Consider the following 21,523-nt stretch of genomic DNA (forward strand, 5'->3'; position numbering starts at 1 on the left):
CATAGGCAACGTTACTTTTAGATAAGGTGAGATAAAATGAAAAAAAATGTTACCATATACGATATTGCAAATGAGGCTGGCGTGTCGCCTTCCACTGTCTCAAGAGTACTCACTGGCAAGGAACGAGTAAAACCAGATACGAAGAGCAAAGTATTATCAGTGATTGAAAAATACAACTTTCGACCTAACAGCTTAGCTAGAAGTTTGTTATATAAGCAATCGAAAATGATCGGAATTGTATTACCCGATATTAATCATCCGTTCTTTTCTACTTTAGTGTTAAAAAGTGAGGCACATGCATTATCATTAGGATATACATCATTTCTGTGTAATTCAATGGACGACCATCAGATCGAATCCAAATACTTACAGAACTTAGTTGATAAACAAGTAGATGGTATTATTTTTCTAGGTGGTCGTATTAATCAAGTTGAGACTAGCAAAGAACTAGCAGAAGAAATGAATAAAATAAGGGAACGTGTACCGGTTGTGTTTGTCAATGGAGAAATGGAGGGCGTGGATGCCCACATCGTACAGACAGATGAACACGATGGAATAACAAAAGTAATCGACTTGCTTAAAAATTTTAATCATCAAAAAATTGCATTTCTCGGTGGGGAAATGGGTATTAGTTCACGAGAAGTGAAATTAAGAGCATATACAGAGGCAATGGAAAAAAATCACCTATCAATCAATCCAAATTGGGTTATGGATGAAGGATTTGATATTGAATCAGGTGAAGAACTGGCTAACAGACTACTTTATCAAAGTGAGCGTCCGACAGCGATTGTTTGTGTCAATGACTTTGTTGCCATCGGAGTGATCAAAACGTTAGATAAATTTGGGCTAAGGGTTCCTGAAGATATATCTGTTGTTGGTTTTGATGATATTTATTTAGCAAAGGATTATCCTCCGGGAATAACATCTGTCAGTCAAAATTATGAAGTATTAGGGCGAACAGCTGTCGATGTTCTTGTAAAATTAATTAATGGAGAAGAGGCTGAAAAACAAGTAATCGTTCCAACAAAATTAATGTTAAGAAACTCATGTCAATTGTTGAAAAAATAATGAAGTTGACAAAAGGGAAAACATATCTTACCATTGTTTTTGAAAAGGTTTTCAAGTATTTTAATCATTTATGAAACCCATTTCGTATTTACCTTTCCTATTATCAATATTACTATAATAGGAAGCTTGTTTTACTAGTACTTACGATAAGTGAAGATGATTATGAAACCCATTTCATAAATTTATTTCTTGAAAAAATATATAATTAGGGGGATATAAAATGTTAACTACAAAAGAGGGACAGTTTTATCTGGATAATAAAGCCTTTCAAATATTATCAGGGGGCATTCATTATTTTCGAGTAGTACCAGAGTATTGGGAAGACCGATTACAAAAGTTAAAAGCTTTAGGTTTAAATACAGTCGAAACATATATACCATGGAATCTGCATGAACCGAAAAAGGGTACCTTTGATTTTTCTGGCTTGGCAGACATAGAAAAATTTATTGAACTAGCTGATCAATTGAATTTATACGTTATTTTAAGACCAGCGCCATATATTTGTGCCGAATGGGAAATGGGAGGCTTACCTTCGTGGTTATTAAAGGATAAAGATACCGTGTTAAGAAGCAGTCATCCTGTTTATTTACAACATGTTGAAGAGTATTATAATGTATTGCTGCCAAAATTCAAAAAGTATTTATACCAGAACGGCGGACCTGTAATTGCGATGCAAATCGAAAATGAATATGGTGCATATGGAAATGATCTGAACTATTTAGAGTTTATTAAGAAACAATACGAAAAACATGATCTGGATACGTTTTTATTTACCTCTGATGGACCGGAATTCATTGAACAGGGTTCCTTACCGGATGTTACCACAACACTTAATTTCGGTTCTAAGGTGGAAAGTGCTTTTGCGAAACTAGATAACTATAAACCAAACTCACCAAAAATGGTTGCAGAGTTTTGGATCGGTTGGTTTGACTATTGGTCAGGAGAACACCACACAAGAGATGCACAGGACGCAGCAGATGTCTTTCGAGAATTAATGGAAAGAAATAGTTCTGTTAACTTCTATATGTTTCATGGAGGAACTAATTTTGGGTTTATGAATGGTGCCAACCATTATGACATCTATTATCCTACGATTACCAGCTATGATTACGATAGTCTATTAACAGAGAATGGAGAGATCACGGAGAAGTATACCAAGGTAAAAGAAGTTCTAACTGATTACATCGATGTTCCTGATGATTATGTAAGTAAAATAGAAACCAAGAATTATGGAGAAGTAAAATTACAAGAATCAGTAAGTGTATTTGACACGCTTTCTTCGATTGGTCGTAAAGTGGAACATGTTGCACCTTTGAAAATGGAAGAAATCGATCAAACATATGGTTATATTTTATATAAAACAACGATAAACAGACAAGGTGAATTAGCGTTCAATGTGGATGCGATTCAAGACCGGGCATTTATCTATATAAATGGTGTTTATGTAGATACAGTGTATAAAAATGATAAGCAAATGGAAAAAACACTGCATTTTCCGCATAAAGAAAATGTATTGGAAATATTCGTTGAAAACATGGGACGGGCTAATTATGGTGAACATTTAAGTGATACAAAAGGTCTCATTAAGAACTTGTGGCTGGGTAATCAATATTGGTTTGATTGGGAAATGTATGCCATCGAACTAGATTCACTGCCTACTGATTATACAGGAAACGATACTAGATTTCCGCAATTCTTCCGAGGGAATCTAAAGGTAGAAGAGCAGGCAGATACGTTTGTCGATCTGGAGGGATTTACGAAAGGGAATGTTTTTGTTAATGGATTTAACCTAGGTAGATATTGGAATGCTGTTGGGCCTCAACGAACATTGTATTTACCAGGGCCATTATTAAATAAAGGTGATAACGAAATAATTATTTTGGAACTGGAACATACTGTATCCAATTCAATTCAGTTATCGAGTGAACCTAAGTTATCTTAGGAACTAATATCTACAAAAAATAAAGGAGCTCTTACCTTAACCTTAGAATCTCCACATTCCTCAAGCTTTGCTGTATTAGCAAATGTTTCTGATGAAATGGATTCTGGAACGGATGGGAATGAAAGTCAGGAGCAACAAAGGGAAGAAAAAGAGCAAGATAACACAGCAAATGATTTACTGGATACAGCAACCAACCTATTCAACATTCTATTGGCAGGTGTTTCCTACTAGTTGTTGGAATCAGTGTATGGATCAGAAAAACAGTATCATAATTGGTTTAGAGCTAGCTAACATGTTGTTAGCTGGCTCTATTTTCTGTGCGTCTGGCATGGGCTATAACTGGGTATTGTTCACTTTTGGAAAGTCAATTTTCTATTGATAAAAGTAAAAATAATGCTATTTTTAACGAAATGAAAGCGTTTATAATTTTGGTATGGAAAGGGGGCACCATATGCAGTTTGATACATCAAGTGGTTTGTTCAGGATTTGTGAATGGCTATATCGTCTTGCACTGCTAAATATGCTAGCTATTGGATTTACCTTACTAGGAGGGATAGTACTTGGTTTTTTTCCAGCAATCACCGCCATGTTTGCATTAAATAATAAATGGATAAAATCCGAGGAATTCTCTGTTCTAAAAGAATTTTGGAAAGTATATAAAAAACAATTTATTAGAAGCAATGTACTTGGAGGACTCATATTAGTCACTGCTATAGCATTGTATATTGATTTCGCATTAGTTCAGAACTTTAACGGTATTCTATATTATTTAATTCTTAGCAGTAGTGCAACTGTATTAGTATTAAGCTTTATAGTTTTATTATATGTGTTTAGTTTAATGGCTGAATTTCCTGATATTGGTCTGATAAACCAAATCAAAAGGGCTATTCAGTTAAGTACACTATTTCCCTTACAGACGATCTGGATGGGATTATCATTAGTTAGTTTTCTTTTTATTTGTTGGGTGATACCAGGATTTGCTTTTTTATTTTTAGGAAGTGGCTTAACTTTTATTGCCATGTATTTTAGCAATTTCGCTCTGAAAAGATTGGACAAATACGAAAATTTACCATCTGATGGAAGAATTATAAAGGAAAGAGGTGTTCTTCATGGCGAGTAAATCATTTGCGACAGCAGAAGAACTACAAGAATCAACAAAAACAAAGAGAAAATCAAAAATCGAAAAAAGTGAAAATTTCGTCGGATTTTTATTCGTTTCACCTATGTTACTAGGTATATCCGTTATTGTGCTATTTCCCATTGTAGCAACATTCATCCTCGCATTTGCCGATTGGAAATTTGTTACCGGTATTGATCAGTTACAATGGGTAGGATTGGATAACTTTATCGCCCTAACCAGTGATGAGAAATTTATTAAATCGGTAATCAATAATGCGATCTTTATTTTTACCGTTCCGATAACCATGTTATGTGCCCTCTTTTTAGCGGTAATTATTGATAAAAATGTCTATTTAAAAAGTTATTTTAAAGTTGCGTTTTTCATGCCATATATATCAAGTGTTGTAGCAATTGCAGTTGTATGGCAGGTGCTATTCCATCCATCTCAAGGACCGATTAATCAGGTATTAATGACATTCGGAATTGAGAATCCGCCAACATGGATTTCAGATCCGAATTTTGCCTTGATTTCGTTAATGATTATTCATATTTGGATTTCAATAGGCTTTAGCTTAATTGTCTATATTGCAGGGTTACAGTCTATTCCTAAAGAACTCTATGAAGCTGCGGATATTGATGGTGCTAATAGTTGGTATAAATTTAGAAATATCACGTTTCCATTAATATCACCGACCTCATTCTTTTTGTTAATAACAGGGATTATTGCTTCATTTAAAGTATTTGACTTAATCGCAGTATTAACAGAAGGTGGACCATTAAATTCAACGACGATGCTTGTGTGGCATTTATATGAAAGGGCATTCCTTGATTTGGATGTTGGTTATGCTTCTGCAATAGCTGTTGTATTATTTTTATTCGTATTTTCGATCACCATTATTCAGTGGATCGGACAGAAAAAATGGGTGAATTATTAAGAGAAAGGATGTGTTTAGATGCAAAAGCAAAGAAAATGGGATGTTAAAAAAATGATAAGTACGATTATTTTATTCTTTTGCAGTTTGGCATTTTTGCTGCCCTTTATTTGGATGATTTCGACTTCATTAAAAATTGAAGCGGATGTTTTTAAATATCCAATAGAATGGATTCCGACCAGGTGGAATGCACTTGCAAACTATCAGGAAGTCTGGTTTGGTGATCATCCTTTTTATTTGTATTATTGGAATTCGATTAAAGTTGCTGTATTTACTACCGCCATTTCTGTAGTAGTATCTTCACTCGCTGCCTATGGATTCTCTAAGGTGCGATTTCCTGCAGGTGCATGGTTATTTATCATTGTATTAGCTACTTATATGGTACCGCCACAGGCAAGCTTGGTACCACAGTTTATCTTATACCGTTATTTAGGCTTATTTGACACACATATTGGTTTGATTTTATTAGGTAGTTTTAGTGTATTGGGAACATTTATGCTTCGTCAATTCTTCATAGGTATTCATAATGACTTTATTGATGCAGCAAAAATAGATGGGGCAGGACATTGGCGCATTTTTTGGCAAATCGCACTGCCGATTGTACGTCCTGCAGTGGCAACGTATGCGATCCTTCGTTTTATCTGGACATGGAATGATTATCAAAATCCATTAATTTTCTTACGCACAGATGCATTGTATACGATTCAATTAGCCATGCAAAAATTCACAACCATTAATGGTAGCTTTTATACTTTAATTATGGCTGCAGCCGTATCAGCGATATTACCACTATTAATTGTCTTTATCTTAGGTCAAAAACATGTTATTGATGGTATTGCTTTAGGGGGTGTAAAAGGATAAAGTAAAAAAAGTGTCGTCAAAAGTAAAAATAGTGACATGTATTGATGAAATGAATTTGGTAGCATCAAAAGTGTAAGGGTTTTCAAAAATATTTGGGGGTATGAAAATGAAAAGTAAGTTGTTGCTCTTATTATTAAGTATGACATTATTCCTTAGCATTATGGTAGCTTGTAGTAGTGATGACGAACCTACTGCAGGTTCTGATTCTGAAGAAGATAATACTGATCAACAGGAAAGTGAAAATGAAGAGGAAGAAGCAAGTTCTGATGAACCTGTTAAGATTATGTTCCATACCCATGGAAATGAAGCTTCTTATAACTGGACTGAAACCATTCCAGCATTTGAAGAAGCGCATCCGGATATCGAGGTGGAAGTAGTCATATTAAGTGAAAAAGGTGATACAAACGAAGCGTTACAAAAATTAGACCTAGCTGCATCATCTGGTGAGCAATTAGATGTATTGATGTTTAGTGACCCTGCATCATATGCACAACGTGTAGACTTAGGAATGGTTGAACCAATTGATGAATTTATTAATGAAGAAGGATATGAAGTGACAGAAGAGTACAAAGTCAATACACAGTTGGGAGATCAGTATTATGCACTTCCTGGTAAATTTAATCCATGGTACGTACTGGTCAATAAAGACCATTTAGATGAAGCTGGATTAGAAATGCCTACAGATTGGACGTGGGATGAATATGCTGACTATGCTAACCAGCTAACAACAGATGATCACTATGGAACTTTCTTCCATGGACCACAAAATGGTGGTTGGATGGAGTATTTAAAATTATCCTTAGCAAGTAAAGCAGAAGAAACCGAATTATTAAAAGCGGATGGAAGCTCTAACTTTGAAGATCCACTATTTAAGAAAACATTAGAACTTCGTTGGCAAATGGAGAAAGAAGATCAATCTGCCACACCTTACACAGATATTATGTCACAACAATTACATTATCGAGATACGTTCTTTAATCAAGATGCCAGTCTCGTTATGATTGGAAGCTGGATGAACACAGAACTTGGTGGTACCGATCAATTCCCGTTAGATTTTAATGTAGGGGTTGCACCGTATCCGAAAAATAATTCGGATGATGAAGGTGGTTATACGCCGGTTACAACGGACTATATGGCAGTAGCTTCTAATTCTGAACATAAAGAAGCAGCTTATGAGTTCATTCGTTGGTATACTACGGAAGGTCAGATTGTTCAAGGTAAAAACATTCCATCATGGAATGGAGTAGGTGATGACGAACTAGAGAATATTGTAGATATTATTTTAGAGGATACCAATAATCCAGAAAAAGTAGATAAGGATGCTTTAATTTCAGTATTACAAAATTCGAAAGCATCTAAATTAATTCCACCAGCTCCATACCAGGCAGAAATTTATCAAATGGCAAATGATGAATATGAAAAACTAATTTATGAAGAACAAAATATCGATGAAACGATTGAATCAATGCATGAACAAGCAGGGGAAATCATTGAAAATAATCAATAAATCTTGAATTGATTCAGTTGAAGCGTTTACAATTAAAATAAGGGACGTTAATTCCGTTGTCCCCTGACATTCTTTTAAAGGAGGATGATTATGTGGACTAAATACCGGAGATTAACGTCTCCTTCTTTTCGTTCAAAGGTTTTCCTTGCATCTTTTATATGTATTGGAATTCCAGTATTACTGACTTTATCTATATATAGCTATTTAACCAGGGATGCGGTAGAAGAACAAGCGATGCAAAATGCCAAAAAAGAACTTGACTTAACCGAAGAAAACGTTGCTAGAGTAATAGATGATGTGATTAATGCGTCTAATTTTGTTCAGATTGACTCGGAACTAAATACAATACTGAAAAATAAATCTAACCTGGAACTAAATGAAATCGATAATCAGAGTTATACGGAATATTTAGAAGATCGTCAAGTCAGGAAGACGATCGAAAATATTACGCTATTAGGTGAAAAATCGTATGTAACGATATTGTTAAAAAATGGCCAGTATTATACGAATTATTCTACGGGTCAATATGATCCTAATTCGTTCTACCAAGAGAAGTGGTTTAAGGAATTGAATGCGTTAAATGGATTTGAATCTTACTGGTCTAGCGTGGAACCGACGATGCTGACGTATGAACGAATCCAAAGTCCATATCAACTCTCTGTTGGAAGAACATTACGTGACAGCAATAGCGGAATTTACGGATATGTTATTGTCACATTATTAGAAACAAAGATTCGAAATATCTTAAACAATCGAAATCCATCAGAAGAAATCATGTTAGTCGATGATCAAAATCAGGTACTATCCCATAAAGATCCTGAACTGATTGGGGAAAAGGCGCCTATTTTGACTGACATTCATTTAACTAATAGTTCCCAAATAGCGGAATCGAATGGGCAAAAATATGTCATTACCAATAAATCACTAAACTTTAATGATTGGACACTTGTGTCAGTTATTCCATATAAAGAGGCTACTTCTAATATTAATTCGATCTTTTCCGAAGTGTTTTTGTTATTAGCTGGTTCTTTTGCCATATTTTTTGTTATCTTAGCCTATTTAATGAACAGAATCACAAAGCCGTTAAGACATTTGGATAAAGTAGTGAAGAAGGTACAAACAGGAGATTTAAGTGTTCGGTCAAAAGTAAATAGTACTGATGAGATTGGTCAATTCTCTCATTCATTAAATCATATGCTCGATCGAGTAAATACCATGATTGATGAAGTAAATCAAACACATAAGAGAAAAAGAAAAGCAGAATTAGCGATGCTTCAAGCTCAAATAAATCCGCACTTTTTATTCAATGTGTTGAATTCGATAAGAATGAAAGTTTTTAAGTTTGGTGATAAGGAGAGTGCTAGCATGATTCAGTCACTTTCAAAGCTGTTACGTTGGACCATCGATTTTAAAGAAGATCAAATTACGTTATTTGATGAAGTAAGCCTGATGAAAGATTACGTTAACTTGATGAATATGAGACAAAAAAATAAAGTGGTTTTAGAGGTAGATGTTACAGCAGAAGCTTACCAGCAATTAGTTCCGAGATTTTTATTACAACCCTTGATTGAGAATTCGATAATTCATGGTCTAAACCAGGGGTCTGGTAATATTTTTATAAAAGCGGATATACATGATGAAGCATTTCAGCTTAGCATACGTGATAATGGAGAAGGTATCAGCAGGCAACAATTAGATACGTTGAATGAAGCATTATGTTCATCCAAAACTACTAAACGTTCGAATAAGGGTTTTTCCAGTATTGGTATGACCAATGTATATGAACGATTGCAACTTTCTTATCGTGTTAATCCGGAAATGATAATTGAAAGCAAGCCGAATATAGGTACAATCATAATAATTAAGATTCCTTTAGGTGGTGAAGGTCATGTACAAAGTCATGTTAGTTGATGATGATTATCCAACGATCGAGTTTTTATCTGAAATGATAAACTGGGATGAAATTGGTTTAGAATTAGTAAGTACACATGAGAATGGATTACAAGCCTTTCATTATGCGAAAGAAGAGATGCCAGACATTTTAATCACGGATATAGGTATGCCAAAAATGGACGGGATCGAGCTTACTAAAGAAATGAAAAAAAGGAAGCCCAATATACAAGTAGCGATAATCTCTTGTCATAACGAATTCTCGTATGCCCAGCAAGCAATCAAGTTAGATGTAAAGGACTATATATTAAAAGAATCGCTTAACCCGGAAGATATAGAAAATATTCTCATTTCCTGTAAAAGACGATTAGATAACGACACCTCCAAAGTGGTAGAAGTAAAACAACTACGACATAAAGTGAAAATGAATTATGATATAGAAAACCAAAAGCATTTGCGTCAGTTAATTCAAGGCTCATCCAATAAATTATTGGATATTTTGGATCAAAGTATGCCTTATATTCCTGTTTATTTTTATATAAATGACTATTATAAAGTGAAGAAAAACTTTATTTCTGATGATACATTACAATTTGCAATCTATAATATTATGAGAGAAATAATCGATAAAAAAGAAATTGACAAGGTTTTATGCATTCATTATGAACAAAATAAAGGTTTTCTTTTTTATCCAGATCATTTAACCATCAAATATGATATTTTTGGTGAATTACGAGAATTATTAAAAGAATTGCAACAATCACTGAATCATTATTTAAATATACAAGTAAGCTTCTTGGTCGGAAATAAAAGTGAAGTGTCCTTATTAAAATCGGAAAGTATGTCTTTAATAAATAGTGAAAAACAGATTTTTTTCACTGATAATAATTCAATCGCTGATCTGGAAATAACAACTTCAACTTATCATGGACAAGAGATTTTTACTTATTATCAGGATGTAACAAACGAACTAAAAAAAGCGTTGTTTCAACGCGACCTTTTGTCATTTAAGGTAAACCTGTCCAAATGGATAGATTTTTGTGTTTCGAAGCAATATGAGCCAAGGATTGTCAAAGAATGGTTCCTGCGAATGATATTAGATTTAAATATGCGCTTGCGAACAATCCCGTATTTTCAATCTAATTACCATGTGGAATCCATACAAAAAGAGGTTTTTCTGTTAGATACCATATATGAATTGCACGACTGGCTTAATAATTATGCCGAAAAATGTTTAAAAGAAACAACACAACAATTGAAAAACAATTATCATAAAGATGTTGTTAATGCCTGTTACTATGTTGCAGATAATATACAGAAAAAACTATCTTTAGATGAAGTGGCGGAATATTTATATTTAAATGCTAGTTATTTTAGCAGGCTATTCAAAAAAGAAATGCAAATTACTTTTGTTGAATATGTCAAGCAAAGAAAGGTAGAAAGAGCAAAGGAGTTACTAGAATTAACCAATGACTCTGTTGGGAAAATATGTGAACAACTCGGATATGATAACCAAAGTTATTTTATTAAAATATTTAAAAAGCTGGCAGGATGCACACCACTTGAATATAGAGGACATAAATGGAATGGGGCAAATGCTAAATGAAGACTAAGTGGAGAAGTAATGTCATAGCACAACTAGAGAAAGATGCAGAGCAGTTCTTGAACACATCTGCGGTTAGCATCAGCTTCGATACTTACCGGCAATTTATGCGTAACGGTGATCGGCAAGTATATGAGGAACACTATTTTTTGCGGAGAAAAAGATTAACGACATTTGGTTTACTTAGATATCTTTACCCAGAGAGGGAAGAGTATACAGCTGCATTGGAAAATGAAATATGGCAGGTGTGTAATGAATTTACATGGTGTCTACCTGCACACTTAGACATGCAATTCGAGGAGCAAGACTATAAAACTTATAAGCAAACGTATCAATTACAATACACTGTGGACCTTTTTGCAGCAGAGACAGCTTTTACTTTGGCAGAACTTGTAGATTTGTTTGGTGAACAATTGGATGGTTTCCTTGTTGAAAAAGTAAAAATTGAGATTGATCGGCGTGTGTTTGCTCCTTTTATGGAACGTACTTTTCATTGGGAAAAAGCAACACATAATTGGGCATCTGTGTGTGGAGGATCAATCGGTGCAGCTGCTTTATACTTGCTAAACGGAGAGAGTAAACAAACCCAAATCATCGATCGAGTGATACATACAATAAATCATTATTTACAAGGCTTTGAAGAAGACGGTGCTTGTACGGAAGGCTATGGTTACTGGCAATATGGATTTGGCTATTTTGTCTATTTTGCTGATCTTTTAGATCGCTATCTGAATATCGATTTATTCGAACGACCGAAAGTAAAAGCAGTTGCGATGTTCCAGCAAAAAGTCTTTTTGGCAGACAATAAAGTGGTCAATTTCTCAGATGCAGAACCAACTGCCGCTCCGATGCTCGGATTGACACATTATTTGCATGAAAAATTCCCCGAAGTACATATACCACCGGAGACAGTGGCGTCAACACGATTTGTCGATCACTGTGGAAGGTGGGCGCCAGCTATACGTGAATTAAGCTGGCATGATTCAAAAATAAAAGGAATGGATTGGCCACAAGAGAGCTACGTTATGGAGCATTCGTCTATCTTTTTATCGCGTACGGATCAACATGCATTTGCTGTGAAAGCAGGACATAATGATGAACCACACAATCATAATGATATCGGTCAATTTATTCTTTACGGCCGTGGAAATGTTTTTTTGCGAGACTTAGGATCTGGTCAATATCATAAAGATTATTTTAGTGATAAACGCTATCAATTTATTTGCAATAGTGCAGAAGGTCATTCCGTACCTGTAATTAATGGAGACTATCAACAAGAAGGTGCACGATTTTCTGGTAAAATCGCACAAGTCAAGCAAAGCAGTGATAATGAGGAGATTGAATTAGATTTAAGCTGTGCATACCCGGAACAACTACAATTTATTCGCAAGTTTGATTGGGATAAATCAGATAGACCCAAGTTAGTGGTTAGCGACGATTTTGTATTTGAGACAACTCCATCTTCCTTGGTTGAATCTTTTATTGCTGAGGATATCCCATTTGATATAGTAGATAATAAGATTTATTTAAAAGGCAAAGAGGAAATACTAGAAATACTGTTTGAAAAAGACAAAGTACTTCCTAGTATAAAAAGAAAGAGATTTCGAAACCATCAGGGTGAAATAGAATATTATGTACATATTTTATGTGAAGTGCTAAGCGTAACTAAAAATGTTTCGGTAAAATTTGAATTCAAATTTTCAGGAGGCAGATGATGGGACAGAACTCTTTAGATAGGAAACAAGATATCGAGAGATTATTAATAGAAATGTGGAAACCGCTCGCACCATATTATGATGAAACAAATTCACGGATCCGAGTGGGACAGACAGCAGCAGCTTATTCAGAGGATGTAGCTGGTTTAGAATGTTTTTCAAGAGTCTTATGGGGAGCAGCACCTTTACTTGCTTCAAATGGCAGTACAGATTTATGGTCTAAACATTTACAAGGAATTGTTAATGGTACAGATCCGCAAAGTGAAGGGTACTGGGGTGAAATCCAAGACTATGATCAACGAATTGTAGAGATGGCAGCTTTTGGGTACACGTTGTGTTTAGCACCAGAACATGTTTGGGAACCACTCACCGCAGAACAAAAAGAAAATCTGGCAAACTGGTTATCTCAAATCAATAAGCACCCTGCACATGATTGTAACTGGTTATTTTTTGCCGTAATTGTCAATATCGGTCTGAAAAAAGTAGGAGCACGATACGATCAAGAGACAATCGATCAAAACTTAAAAAGAATCGATGATTTTTATTTGGGTGACGGCTGGTACAAGGATGGCGAAGTGGCTCATGTAGATTATTACACACCTTTTGCCCTGCATTATTATGGGTAGCTGATGGAGGCTTTGCACTTGGATTATCAGAATGGGAATCAAGAAATGATATAGGAGAAAATTTAGTGGCAACAGAGCATGCAAAAGTATCAGCACTAGCTCTTACCGGAGATGCTGAATTCAAGCATATTTTTCCAAATGCCAATACGAATTTGCTACACAAACGAACTGTAATTCCAACACTTATGAAATCATTAAATAAAGGAACCCATTTATTTGTACACGCCTTTTACGGATCACCGACACAAGTGGAAGCGGAATTGCCAAGATTAGAGGATGGGGTTATTTATCTAGAAGACAAGGAGTGGAAATTGGCTGATTTAATGGAGAAGAGGGGTTAACCCCGCTTCCAGTCGATAGTAAATATGCTGAAGTTGCCAGTAAAACTCCGTAAGTAGCCAGTAAAATCGAAAAGTTGCCAGTAATGCCGCAATAATCGCCGTTGCCGTTATATTAAAAACAGTGATGTATACTGGACAAAAAATTGAATCAAAAGAAAAGTGTCATTCATCGGATAGGACGAATGACAAACATCTAGTAAACTATGATTGAAAGCGGTCGTAATGAACGATTTCTTCCTTAGGAATATGTTTTTTTGGTGGTTTCGTTTCATCTGGGTACCCTAGGCCAATGATGGCAACAACTTTTCGGTCATTTGGAATCCCCAATACATTACGAGCATGACTTTCTCGTCTCTCTGATTCTTCTGGATCCTCTGCATGATAGATTGCACCAAAAGCTCCAACTAATCCTTTCTCGACTGCTTCCAGCCAGCAATATCCAGCTGCAATGGAACTATCCTGTAACCAATATTTACTTATATCAGGTCGACCGGTGATAGCGATAGCTGCTTTAGAATGGGCAATCCATGGCATAAATGGAGTGGTGTCTTTTAAAGCAACCAGTTTTTCTGGATCTGTTACAACGATAATATCTTTAGATGGTAAATTATTTCCTGTAGGTGCAAAATAAGTAGCATCAACCACAGCTTCCAATACTTCTTTTTCAATCTCACGATCTTGGTAGCTTGTAATTTCTCGTCTGTTTTTAATAGCTTCTAATACATCCATGTAACTCCTCCTATTTCCATTTATTACATTTTAACAGGAGTGTATTGCAATATCTATTGATCAGGTCGCAATAGGAAGGAGGTTATTATTCTTCATATGTTCCAATTAAATCTAATGCTTCTTCAACAAGCGACATATCTATAATTTTCTCAAAATCTAAGTCTCCTTGAATCGCACCATTTTCTTGATAGAATTGATATTGTTTTTCTACATCTTCTTCAAAAATATAGCCATTAGGATTTAGTCCAGTTACTCCAACTTCTTCCCAGAGTTCTTCATCTTTAAGAGCCGTATGATTGGCCATGATGGAGATAACTTCACCTTCGTCATCGATGTCTTTCATAAAGACATCATGGTAATCACGTACTCCTCTTAAATATGCTGCCATAAAACGAACTGCTACATCTCGACGTTCTGTTAAAAACTTGGGTGATCCTAAAACCATTGCTATCTGTGCTTCTGGAGCATAATCTGTTGCATCCAAGAAACGTTGATGTATAGCCTGATTTTCACCTTGTGTAATAAGTGGTTCAATCTGTAAAGCAAGATCAATTTGATTATTTCCCATTGCAGACATCATATTACCAAAGTCACTCATCAAGACAAATTCCACTTCATCTGTAGAAACCCCGGCATGTTTCAGCATTTCATTGTAAATATAATGATCAACACCGTTTTCAGTGGATACGGCAATTTTTTTATCCTTCACATCAGGATAATCTGTAATTTCGTCCTTTAAATCATCTCTTACGACAAAGGTAAAATAAGAACTGCCTTCATTGTTATGGCCTTTATCGGCAATAAAGCGGACATCAATACCTTGTGCGATCGAATTGAAGAAAGAGGCGGAGGAAATTCCACCAGCAACATCGACTTCACCTGCCGCAACTGCAGGTAGCATTTCATCACTGTTGCCAAAAGTCGCAAATTCCACTTCGATGTTATATTCTTCAAAGTAACCTTTGTCCTTTGCGATATAAAAACCTGCTCCAGAAGCAGACCCATCTTCTGCGATGACGACTTTGGCAGTTTCTTCAAGAGGGGATAATGAATCGGTATTTTCACCGTCATCTCGTTGACCGGAATCAGACGATTGACAACCACTTACAACCAAAAACGCAACAAGTGTCATTATTGAAAATAGAAATGTTTTCATTGATATTCCTCCATTAAAATTACTCACTTTAACCTTGCTTGCTTTACTTCGCTTTGTAGATGCTCCCATACATCTAAGAAAATGTTAGTCATGGTTGAATCAGATCGTACTTTTTCAATTGACCGTGGTCGTTCCATCTCAATCGTAATGTCTTTGATAATTCTTCCGGGTTGCGAACTCATCAGTAAAATTCGATCACTTAGCAACAAAGCTTCATCAATACTATGGGTAATAAAAAGAACAGTTTTCTTTGTTTCCTGCCAAATCGAAAGTAATTCTTCTTGTAGAATGAATTTGTTCTGTTCATCTAAAGCCGCAAATGGTTCATCCATTAATAGAATTTCCGGGTCATTCGCAAAAGCACGCGCAATACTTACACGTTGCTTCATTCCTCCTGAAAGTTCTTTAGGGTACAATCGTTTGAAATTGGTTAAACCAACTTTGTATAAATAATACTCTGTACGTTCTTTAACATAAGAGCTTGGTAAATGTCTCATTTTTAGTCCGAATGCAACATTTTCTTCTACAGTCAGCCAAGGGATGATACCATTTTCTTGGAAAACCATGGATTGTAACGGCTTTTGCTCATCTGTTTGGTGAATGAATACTTCACCAGTACTCGGCTTTTCTAAATTAGCTAAAATTCTAAGTAAGGTTGTTTTCCCACAGCCACTCGGACCTAGTAAACAAACAAATTCTCCTGGTTGAATCGATAAGGTGATATCCTGTAAAGCTTCAATAAACTTATCTCGTTTGATGAATTTTTTTGATAATTGATTAATCTCAATTTTTGACAACTTTATCCCTCTTTTCTACGTTATTTCCAGGGCAATAATTTTCGTTCCATTCCTCTTAGTAATAAGGAGAAAAAGTAACCAAAAAACGAAATAAGCAATAATCCGACATACATTTGTGGCAGTAAAAAGGCTTTGTAGTTCATCCAAATGAGATAGCCTATCCCAGAGTTAGCACCAATCATTTCGGCAGCTACTATTGTCAACAAAGCAATCGCCTGGCCCATTTGAATACCCTCCAGCATAACTGGTAAAGAACCTGGAAGTGCAATTTTGAAGAAGAAGTCTTTTGCATTGGCTTGATAATTCTTTGCAACATCTAAGTAGATTTTATCGATATTGGCAACACCTGCTGCAGTATTGATAGCTACTGGAAAAAAAACACTAATAGCAATTGTAATCATTTTTGAGAATTCTCCGATACCAAATAAAATTAGGATAATAGGAAGCATCGCTAATGTTGGAATCGGCATGAAAATCATGATGATTGGTGAGAAAAAATGCCTGAAATACCGATACATACCCATTAACAGCCCAATACAGATCGCAGGAATAACACCGAGTAAGAAACCAAATACAATCCGAGTTAAACTGACTGTGATGTGTGAAAAAAGCTCCCCAGACTCTCCCATCTGCAAAAGTGTTTGCATGATTAAAGTGGGTGCTGGAAAGAAACGTGGATCTAATATCTCAAATTGAGAACAAAACTCCCATAATAGAAGTAAGCAGATTGGGGAGGAGATGGTAATCAATTGTGGTATAGATATTTTTTTTCGCATGACATCTCTTCCTCTCTTTATATGGCTATCATATGTATTCGCCCAGAAGGTGTGCAAAAAATACTGTGTAACAATTAACTTCTCTTATTCCAGTAAATAAATAGTGTAATGAAGAATTTCCCACAAACTGGGGGTTGTTTAACAATTAGTTTTTATTATTTGTTGATTGTTAATTAAACGGTTTGTTTTATATGTAAAATAAATACACTTAATGAACTATTCTCAGTCTACGTAGAACATGGGTAAGTACTAAAATTAACCTTGTCTGAAACCATCCGTTCTGCCTTAAGGGAAGAATCAACAAATATTGTAAAGTTTAATGAAGCTCTGTCAGATATCATAGATGAATCAATGCAAAATGGATTGTTTCAAAGTCGCTTTAATCCCCAACATATTGCTTCTGTTCTAGTCGGAATCTACTTCAACGCACTTATTACATGGTCGTCCGCAGAAACAAAAGAAGATTTAAAAGAGATTTTTCATCCACAATTTGAAATCGTATGGGAAGGAATTGCGGCACAATAGTTAATCCTATCGAAAAGAGGAGGGAGAGGTCAAAATGTCATTTTTAGTTTATTCATCTGCAGGAGTGTTAACGTTAATTAGTTTGATTCATTTTTATTGGATATTTGGAGGAAGATGGGCAAAACCGCTTCTGTACCCGAAAAAGTAGGCGGTGGTGCATCGTTTACTCCTAGGATCATCGAGACACTCATTGTTGCGTTAGGGTTATTACTTGTCGGATTTATGCTATTAGCTCAATTCAATGCAATCCCTTTCTATTACCCTAATATCCTGACGAAAATGTTTTGTATAGTATTTACCTTTGTTTTCTTTTTGAGAGCAATTGGTGATTTTAAATATCTTGGATTCACAAAAAGAATTAAAGATTCTACTTTCGCTAAGTATGATACGAGATACTATAGTCCTCTTTGTTTTTATTTAGGGATTTCATTTTTATTGGTGTGGTTGTAGGGCTTTTATAACGGTGCCAATCGTCCGTAAAACCCAAACATCTAGGTTCAAGTAAATCAAAGAAGTAAAAGTGGGGGATAACCGGCACTAACACCCTGATAAGTTTCGCTAACCCCCACTGAGGGAAGTCTCACTTTATGGAATGAGGAGTAATCATGAAAAATAAAGTAGTTATTATTGGTGCAGGGATTAGTGGTTTAACAAGTGCCCTTATGCTTCGAAAATTGGATATACACCAGTTATCTATGTAAAGTCAGATTGTTTTCGAAATGACGATGGTGGTCTAATGGAACTGATGCCATTCATTTAATGGATCTATTGGTCATAAATTTTAATTGTGGAAAGTATATGGATTTCAATTAATATTGATGGAAGGCCTTTAACTTAAACCGACAAAATTTTTGATTTACATTTGAATTCGAAGAGGAGTACTTTGCGATACAATGAAAATCAGAAAAATAGTACAGGCAACTGGTTTCCTATATTCCAGTTGCCTGATAAGTGACTATAAATTATTTTTTATACTTTAGAGATACAATGAACTGACAGATTGTTGTTCATATAAGCGGATAATCGCCTCTGAAACAACAGGACCTACAGTCAATTGAGTAATTTTATCTATTTGTTTTTCTTCTGGTAACGGAATAGTATTGGTAACAATTAATTCTTTTATATTAGATTCAGCTATTTTTTTGACGGCAATACCTGAAAGAACAGGATGAGTAGTGCATGCATAAACCTGATTAGTTCCATGATTTTTTAACGCCTTTGCACTTGATGTAATACGCCGCCCCGTATCAATAATATCATCAATAATAATTGCTGTTTTGTTTTCAACTTCACCAACAATATTAATTGTGGAGGCATTATCTCTTGGTCCACGGCGATCTACTATAGCTATCGGTGCTTTTAACTGATCGGCCAAATGTCTGGCGCGTGATACACTGCTATGATCAGGGGCTACTACGACGATATCTTCTAATTGTTTTGCATCCAAATAGCTTCCGATGATGGGAACAGCTGAAATAGGATCAACGGGGATATTGAAAAAACCCTGAGCCTGAGGTGCATGCAAATCGATGGAAATAATCCGGTTGGCACCAGCTTTTTGTATTAAATCGGCAATTAGTTTCGCGGTAATTGGTTCCCGTGCTCGAGATTTCCGATCCTGACGTGCATAACCATAATAAGGAATCACAACATTAATTGATGCTGCAGAAGCTCTTTTCAAGGCATCTATCATAATTAATAACTCCATAATATGATCTTCTACAGGATCATAGGTTGATTGAACGACAAATACATCACAACCTCTAATGCTTTCTTCAATGTTAATTTGTATTTCTCCGTCACTGAATGTTTTAACGGAAGACTTTCCTAAATCAATACCAATATGATGTACAATCTCTTCAGCGAGTGAAAGGTTGGAGTTTAAGGAAAAAACTTTCAATTTGGTATCATTATATGTATCTTTCAAGCAAAATACCTCCTAATAGATGGATGTTTCTTTTATTATCGCAAAAAGCGACAAGTGAAACAAGTTATCTATCTTCCTTCATTGCTTGAATCAATGTCATAATTTGCATCGTTTGTTCCTTTAAAAGTGTGGAAGTATTATCCATGCACTCTTCCAGACTTAATGGCTGGTTAACAATCGAAAAACAGCCTGCAAAGTGTTTTCTTAATTTTGCAGTATTTCCACCTAAACTACCCGATAATAAAATAGTTGGTTTGTTAAATTTTTTTGCTAATTCTGCCACAAAGCCGGGTGCTTTTCCATATAAGGTTTGTTCATCACTTTGCCCCTCGCCAGTAAGAATAAGATCTGCTACTTCTATACTTTGCTCGAGACTAATGGCTTCAGCAATTAAAGAGGCCCCAGACTCCAATTTTGCACCCAGTGATAGGAAAGCAAACCCCAGACCACCTGCAGCCCCGGCGCCGGGAGTATGTTGCCAGTTGTTATCTAGTTGTGTTTCCAACAGGTTAGCAAAATGGTGTAAAGCTTTATCATATAAATGAATTTGCGCTGGAGTTGCTCCTTTCTGTGGACCGTATACGGCACTTGCTCCCAGTTCCCCACATAATGGGTTATCGACATCACAGGCAATTCGGAATTTTACATCTTGTAAGCGAGGGTCCAAATCGTCGAGCTGAACAGCGTCGATATGTAATAGGTCATTACCGAATTTATCTAACGGATTACCATTTTTATCAAATACGTGTAGGCCAAGTGCTTGCAATAATCCTAAACCACCATCGTTCGTAGCGCTACCACCAAGACCAATAATAATTTGCTGACAACCTCTATCCAAGGCATCGAGAATAGCTTGTCCCATTCCATAAGTTGTGGTCAAATCCGGATTTCGCTTGTCATCTGGGACTTGATACAAGCCAGCATGCATGGCTGTTTCAATGACTGCAGTAGTCTGATTAATAATGGCATAACTTGTTTCTATCGATTCACCTAATGGACCGAGTGTAGAAATTTGAACTTGTTTCCCCGAAGTAGCAGATAATATCGCTTCGATCGTACCTTCACCACCATCTGCCATTGGTTTTGTGATAACTTCATGATCACCGCTTTCTTGGATTGCTGTCTTTATCGTATGTGCCACTTCCGTAGCGGACAGACTTCCTTTATAAGAATCAGGTGCAACAACAATTTTCATGACATTTCCTCCAATGAATTATAAGCTTTTTTGTAAAGTATAATGTAGATATCGCTTACATTCAATCAATAAACCGAACAATGCCCACCCAACCTGCCCTCTTATTTAATTAGAAGTAGATACAAACTGCGAACCAATGAAAATTCTCGTTAGTTTGGCTTTCTTCCATTCTTCTGAAGTGGAGTGTTGGAAACGCTCCGGCAGAATACTACGCTTTCCATGGGCACGGCCTCAGTCTCCTCAGAAAGCAAAATGCACTTTCCTGCGGGGTCTTCGGACGCGTGCTGTTCCCATAGGAGTCTCCGTATTCTGCCGCAGCGACGGTTAATCACTCCTCAAAATGCAGTATGGAAGAAAATGTTTTTTGCGCATAATTTTATGATTACTTTTGGCAAAAAAAGAGATGATGTAATAGTGACATCATCTCTTGATTAGTTATTCTGTTCTACCATTGGTTGACGTACTTTGATAGACTTTCGCATTTCCAGTAACACAATTGTAAAGGCAATATGTCCGTATACCAGATTTGCAATAAATAGACCCCATAAATAGGTTTCTCCAGGTCCAATTCCAACTGTTACATATTTTACAAAGGTAAACCAGGCGCCGATAACAAAAGGTATTTGCCCGATAGCAGTTTTTTTCCATTTATCTCCCCATAGTAAAAAAGGAGTGAAACTAAAAATTAGCAAGAAAATTAATAATATATCCATACTGAGTCACCTCAAATGTATAATTTATTCTGTAAGTGTTTTCAAATTTAGTATAACATAAAAGTTCATATTTTTGTAACAATTAGTTCATATTTTAGACA

General features: G+C 35.7%; 21 protein-coding genes. 14 read left to right on the forward strand and 7 right to left on the reverse strand.

The window, feature by feature from the left end:
- Positions 1-36: 36 nt before the first annotated feature.
- The 12 genes from GI584_RS07635 (at position 37) to GI584_RS07685 (ending at position 13,604) form a co-directional block, all read left to right on the forward strand.
- The gene (locus GI584_RS07635) at positions 37-1,068 is read left to right on the forward strand and encodes a LacI family DNA-binding transcriptional regulator (RefSeq protein WP_153790840.1); all 1,032 of its coding nucleotides are present in this window, start codon (positions 37-39) and stop codon (positions 1,066-1,068) included.
- A 220-nt stretch (positions 1,069-1,288) separates the two neighbouring features.
- The gene (locus tag GI584_RS07640) at positions 1,289-3,010 is read left to right on the forward strand and encodes a glycoside hydrolase family 35 protein (RefSeq protein WP_153790841.1); all 1,722 of its coding nucleotides are present in this window, start codon (positions 1,289-1,291) and stop codon (positions 3,008-3,010) included.
- Positions 3,011-3,106: 96 nt separating this feature from the next.
- Positions 3,107-3,241, forward strand: a complete 135-nt coding sequence (locus tag GI584_RS24215) for a hypothetical protein (protein ID WP_267902841.1) — start codon at positions 3,107-3,109, stop codon at positions 3,239-3,241.
- Positions 3,242-3,461: 220 nt separating this feature from the next.
- Entirely contained in the window at positions 3,462-4,130 is a 669-nt protein-coding gene (locus tag GI584_RS07645; protein WP_153790842.1) for a YesL family protein, read from the forward strand.
- On the forward strand, positions 4,120-5,064 hold the full coding sequence (locus tag GI584_RS07650) for a carbohydrate ABC transporter permease (RefSeq protein WP_153790843.1): 945 nt from the start codon (positions 4,120-4,122) through the stop codon (positions 5,062-5,064). Before GI584_RS07645 ends, GI584_RS07650 begins: the two co-directional genes overlap by 11 nt.
- A 51-nt stretch (positions 5,065-5,115) precedes the next feature.
- Positions 5,116-5,922: a carbohydrate ABC transporter permease gene (locus GI584_RS07655; protein WP_407647414.1), complete on the forward strand. Its 807-nt coding sequence runs from the start codon at positions 5,116-5,118 to the stop codon at positions 5,920-5,922.
- Between the two features lie 106 nt (positions 5,923-6,028).
- Entirely contained in the window at positions 6,029-7,429 is a 1,401-nt protein-coding gene (locus GI584_RS07660; protein ID WP_153790844.1) for an ABC transporter substrate-binding protein, read from the forward strand.
- Positions 7,430-7,519: 90 nt separating this feature from the next.
- Positions 7,520-9,340: a sensor histidine kinase gene (locus GI584_RS07665; protein WP_153790845.1), complete on the forward strand. Its 1,821-nt coding sequence runs from the start codon at positions 7,520-7,522 to the stop codon at positions 9,338-9,340.
- The gene (locus GI584_RS07670) at positions 9,318-10,925 is read left to right on the forward strand and encodes a response regulator transcription factor (protein WP_100361238.1); all 1,608 of its coding nucleotides are present in this window, start codon (positions 9,318-9,320) and stop codon (positions 10,923-10,925) included. Before GI584_RS07665 ends, GI584_RS07670 begins: the two co-directional genes overlap by 23 nt.
- Positions 10,922-12,637, forward strand: coding sequence for a heparinase II/III family protein (locus tag GI584_RS07675; protein WP_153790846.1), 1,716 nt, complete (start codon positions 10,922-10,924; stop codon positions 12,635-12,637). Before GI584_RS07670 ends, GI584_RS07675 begins: the two co-directional genes overlap by 4 nt.
- Positions 12,637-13,263 carry a DUF2264 domain-containing protein gene (locus GI584_RS07680; RefSeq protein ID WP_194842154.1) on the forward strand — a complete coding sequence of 209 codons (627 nt, stop codon included), beginning with the start codon at positions 12,637-12,639 and terminating at the stop codon, positions 13,261-13,263. The genes GI584_RS07675 and GI584_RS07680 overlap by 1 nt, the downstream gene beginning before the upstream one ends.
- Before the next feature lie 65 nt (positions 13,264-13,328).
- Complete coding sequence (locus tag GI584_RS07685; protein ID WP_153790848.1) at positions 13,329-13,604, forward strand: DUF2264 C-terminal domain-containing protein; 276 nt, start codon at positions 13,329-13,331, stop codon at positions 13,602-13,604.
- A 201-nt stretch (positions 13,605-13,805) separates the two neighbouring features.
- Here GI584_RS07685 and GI584_RS07690 read toward each other — a convergent pair whose 3' ends face one another.
- The 4 genes from GI584_RS07690 to GI584_RS07705 all read right to left on the reverse strand — a co-directional run bounded on the left by GI584_RS07690 (position 13,806) and on the right by GI584_RS07705 (position 17,062).
- On the reverse strand, positions 13,806-14,333 hold the full coding sequence (locus GI584_RS07690; RefSeq protein WP_153790849.1) for a nitroreductase family protein: 528 nt from the start codon (positions 14,331-14,333) through the stop codon (positions 13,806-13,808).
- Between the two features lie 85 nt (positions 14,334-14,418).
- Complete coding sequence (locus tag GI584_RS07695) at positions 14,419-15,489, reverse strand: ABC transporter substrate-binding protein (RefSeq protein WP_100361232.1); 1,071 nt, start codon at positions 15,487-15,489, stop codon at positions 14,419-14,421.
- Positions 15,490-15,512: 23 nt separating this feature from the next.
- Complete coding sequence (locus GI584_RS07700) at positions 15,513-16,286, reverse strand: ABC transporter ATP-binding protein (RefSeq protein ID WP_153790850.1); 774 nt, start codon at positions 16,284-16,286, stop codon at positions 15,513-15,515.
- A 20-nt stretch (positions 16,287-16,306) separates the two neighbouring features.
- On the reverse strand, positions 16,307-17,062 hold the full coding sequence (locus tag GI584_RS07705) for an ABC transporter permease (protein WP_100361230.1): 756 nt from the start codon (positions 17,060-17,062) through the stop codon (positions 16,307-16,309).
- A 261-nt stretch (positions 17,063-17,323) separates the two neighbouring features.
- Between GI584_RS07705 and GI584_RS07710 the strand changes: the two genes are divergently transcribed.
- Both GI584_RS07710 and GI584_RS07720 read left to right on the forward strand, forming a co-directional pair.
- Positions 17,324-17,587: a TetR/AcrR family transcriptional regulator C-terminal domain-containing protein gene (locus GI584_RS07710; RefSeq protein WP_153790851.1), complete on the forward strand. Its 264-nt coding sequence runs from the start codon at positions 17,324-17,326 to the stop codon at positions 17,585-17,587.
- A gap of 114 nt (positions 17,588-17,701) precedes the next feature.
- On the forward strand, positions 17,702-18,037 hold the full coding sequence (locus GI584_RS07720; protein ID WP_153790853.1) for a DUF3995 domain-containing protein: 336 nt from the start codon (positions 17,702-17,704) through the stop codon (positions 18,035-18,037).
- Between the two features lie 526 nt (positions 18,038-18,563).
- Here the strand turns inward: GI584_RS07720 and GI584_RS07725 are convergent.
- The 3 genes from GI584_RS07725 to GI584_RS07735 all read right to left on the reverse strand — a co-directional run bounded on the left by GI584_RS07725 (position 18,564) and on the right by GI584_RS07735 (position 21,422).
- Positions 18,564-19,514 carry a ribose-phosphate diphosphokinase gene (locus GI584_RS07725; RefSeq protein ID WP_100361227.1) on the reverse strand — a complete coding sequence of 317 codons (951 nt, stop codon included), beginning with the start codon at positions 19,512-19,514 and terminating at the stop codon, positions 18,564-18,566.
- Between the two features lie 64 nt (positions 19,515-19,578).
- On the reverse strand, positions 19,579-20,709 hold the full coding sequence (locus tag GI584_RS07730) for a glycerate kinase (protein ID WP_153790854.1): 1,131 nt from the start codon (positions 20,707-20,709) through the stop codon (positions 19,579-19,581).
- A 431-nt stretch (positions 20,710-21,140) separates the two neighbouring features.
- Complete coding sequence (locus tag GI584_RS07735; RefSeq protein WP_153790855.1) at positions 21,141-21,422, reverse strand: spore morphogenesis/germination protein YwcE; 282 nt, start codon at positions 21,420-21,422, stop codon at positions 21,141-21,143.
- Positions 21,423-21,523 lie beyond the last annotated feature (101 nt).

Origin of the sequence: Gracilibacillus salitolerans (assembly GCF_009650095.1) — a bacterium.
Lineage (GTDB): Bacteria > Bacillota > Bacilli > Bacillales > Amphibacillaceae > Gracilibacillus > Gracilibacillus salitolerans.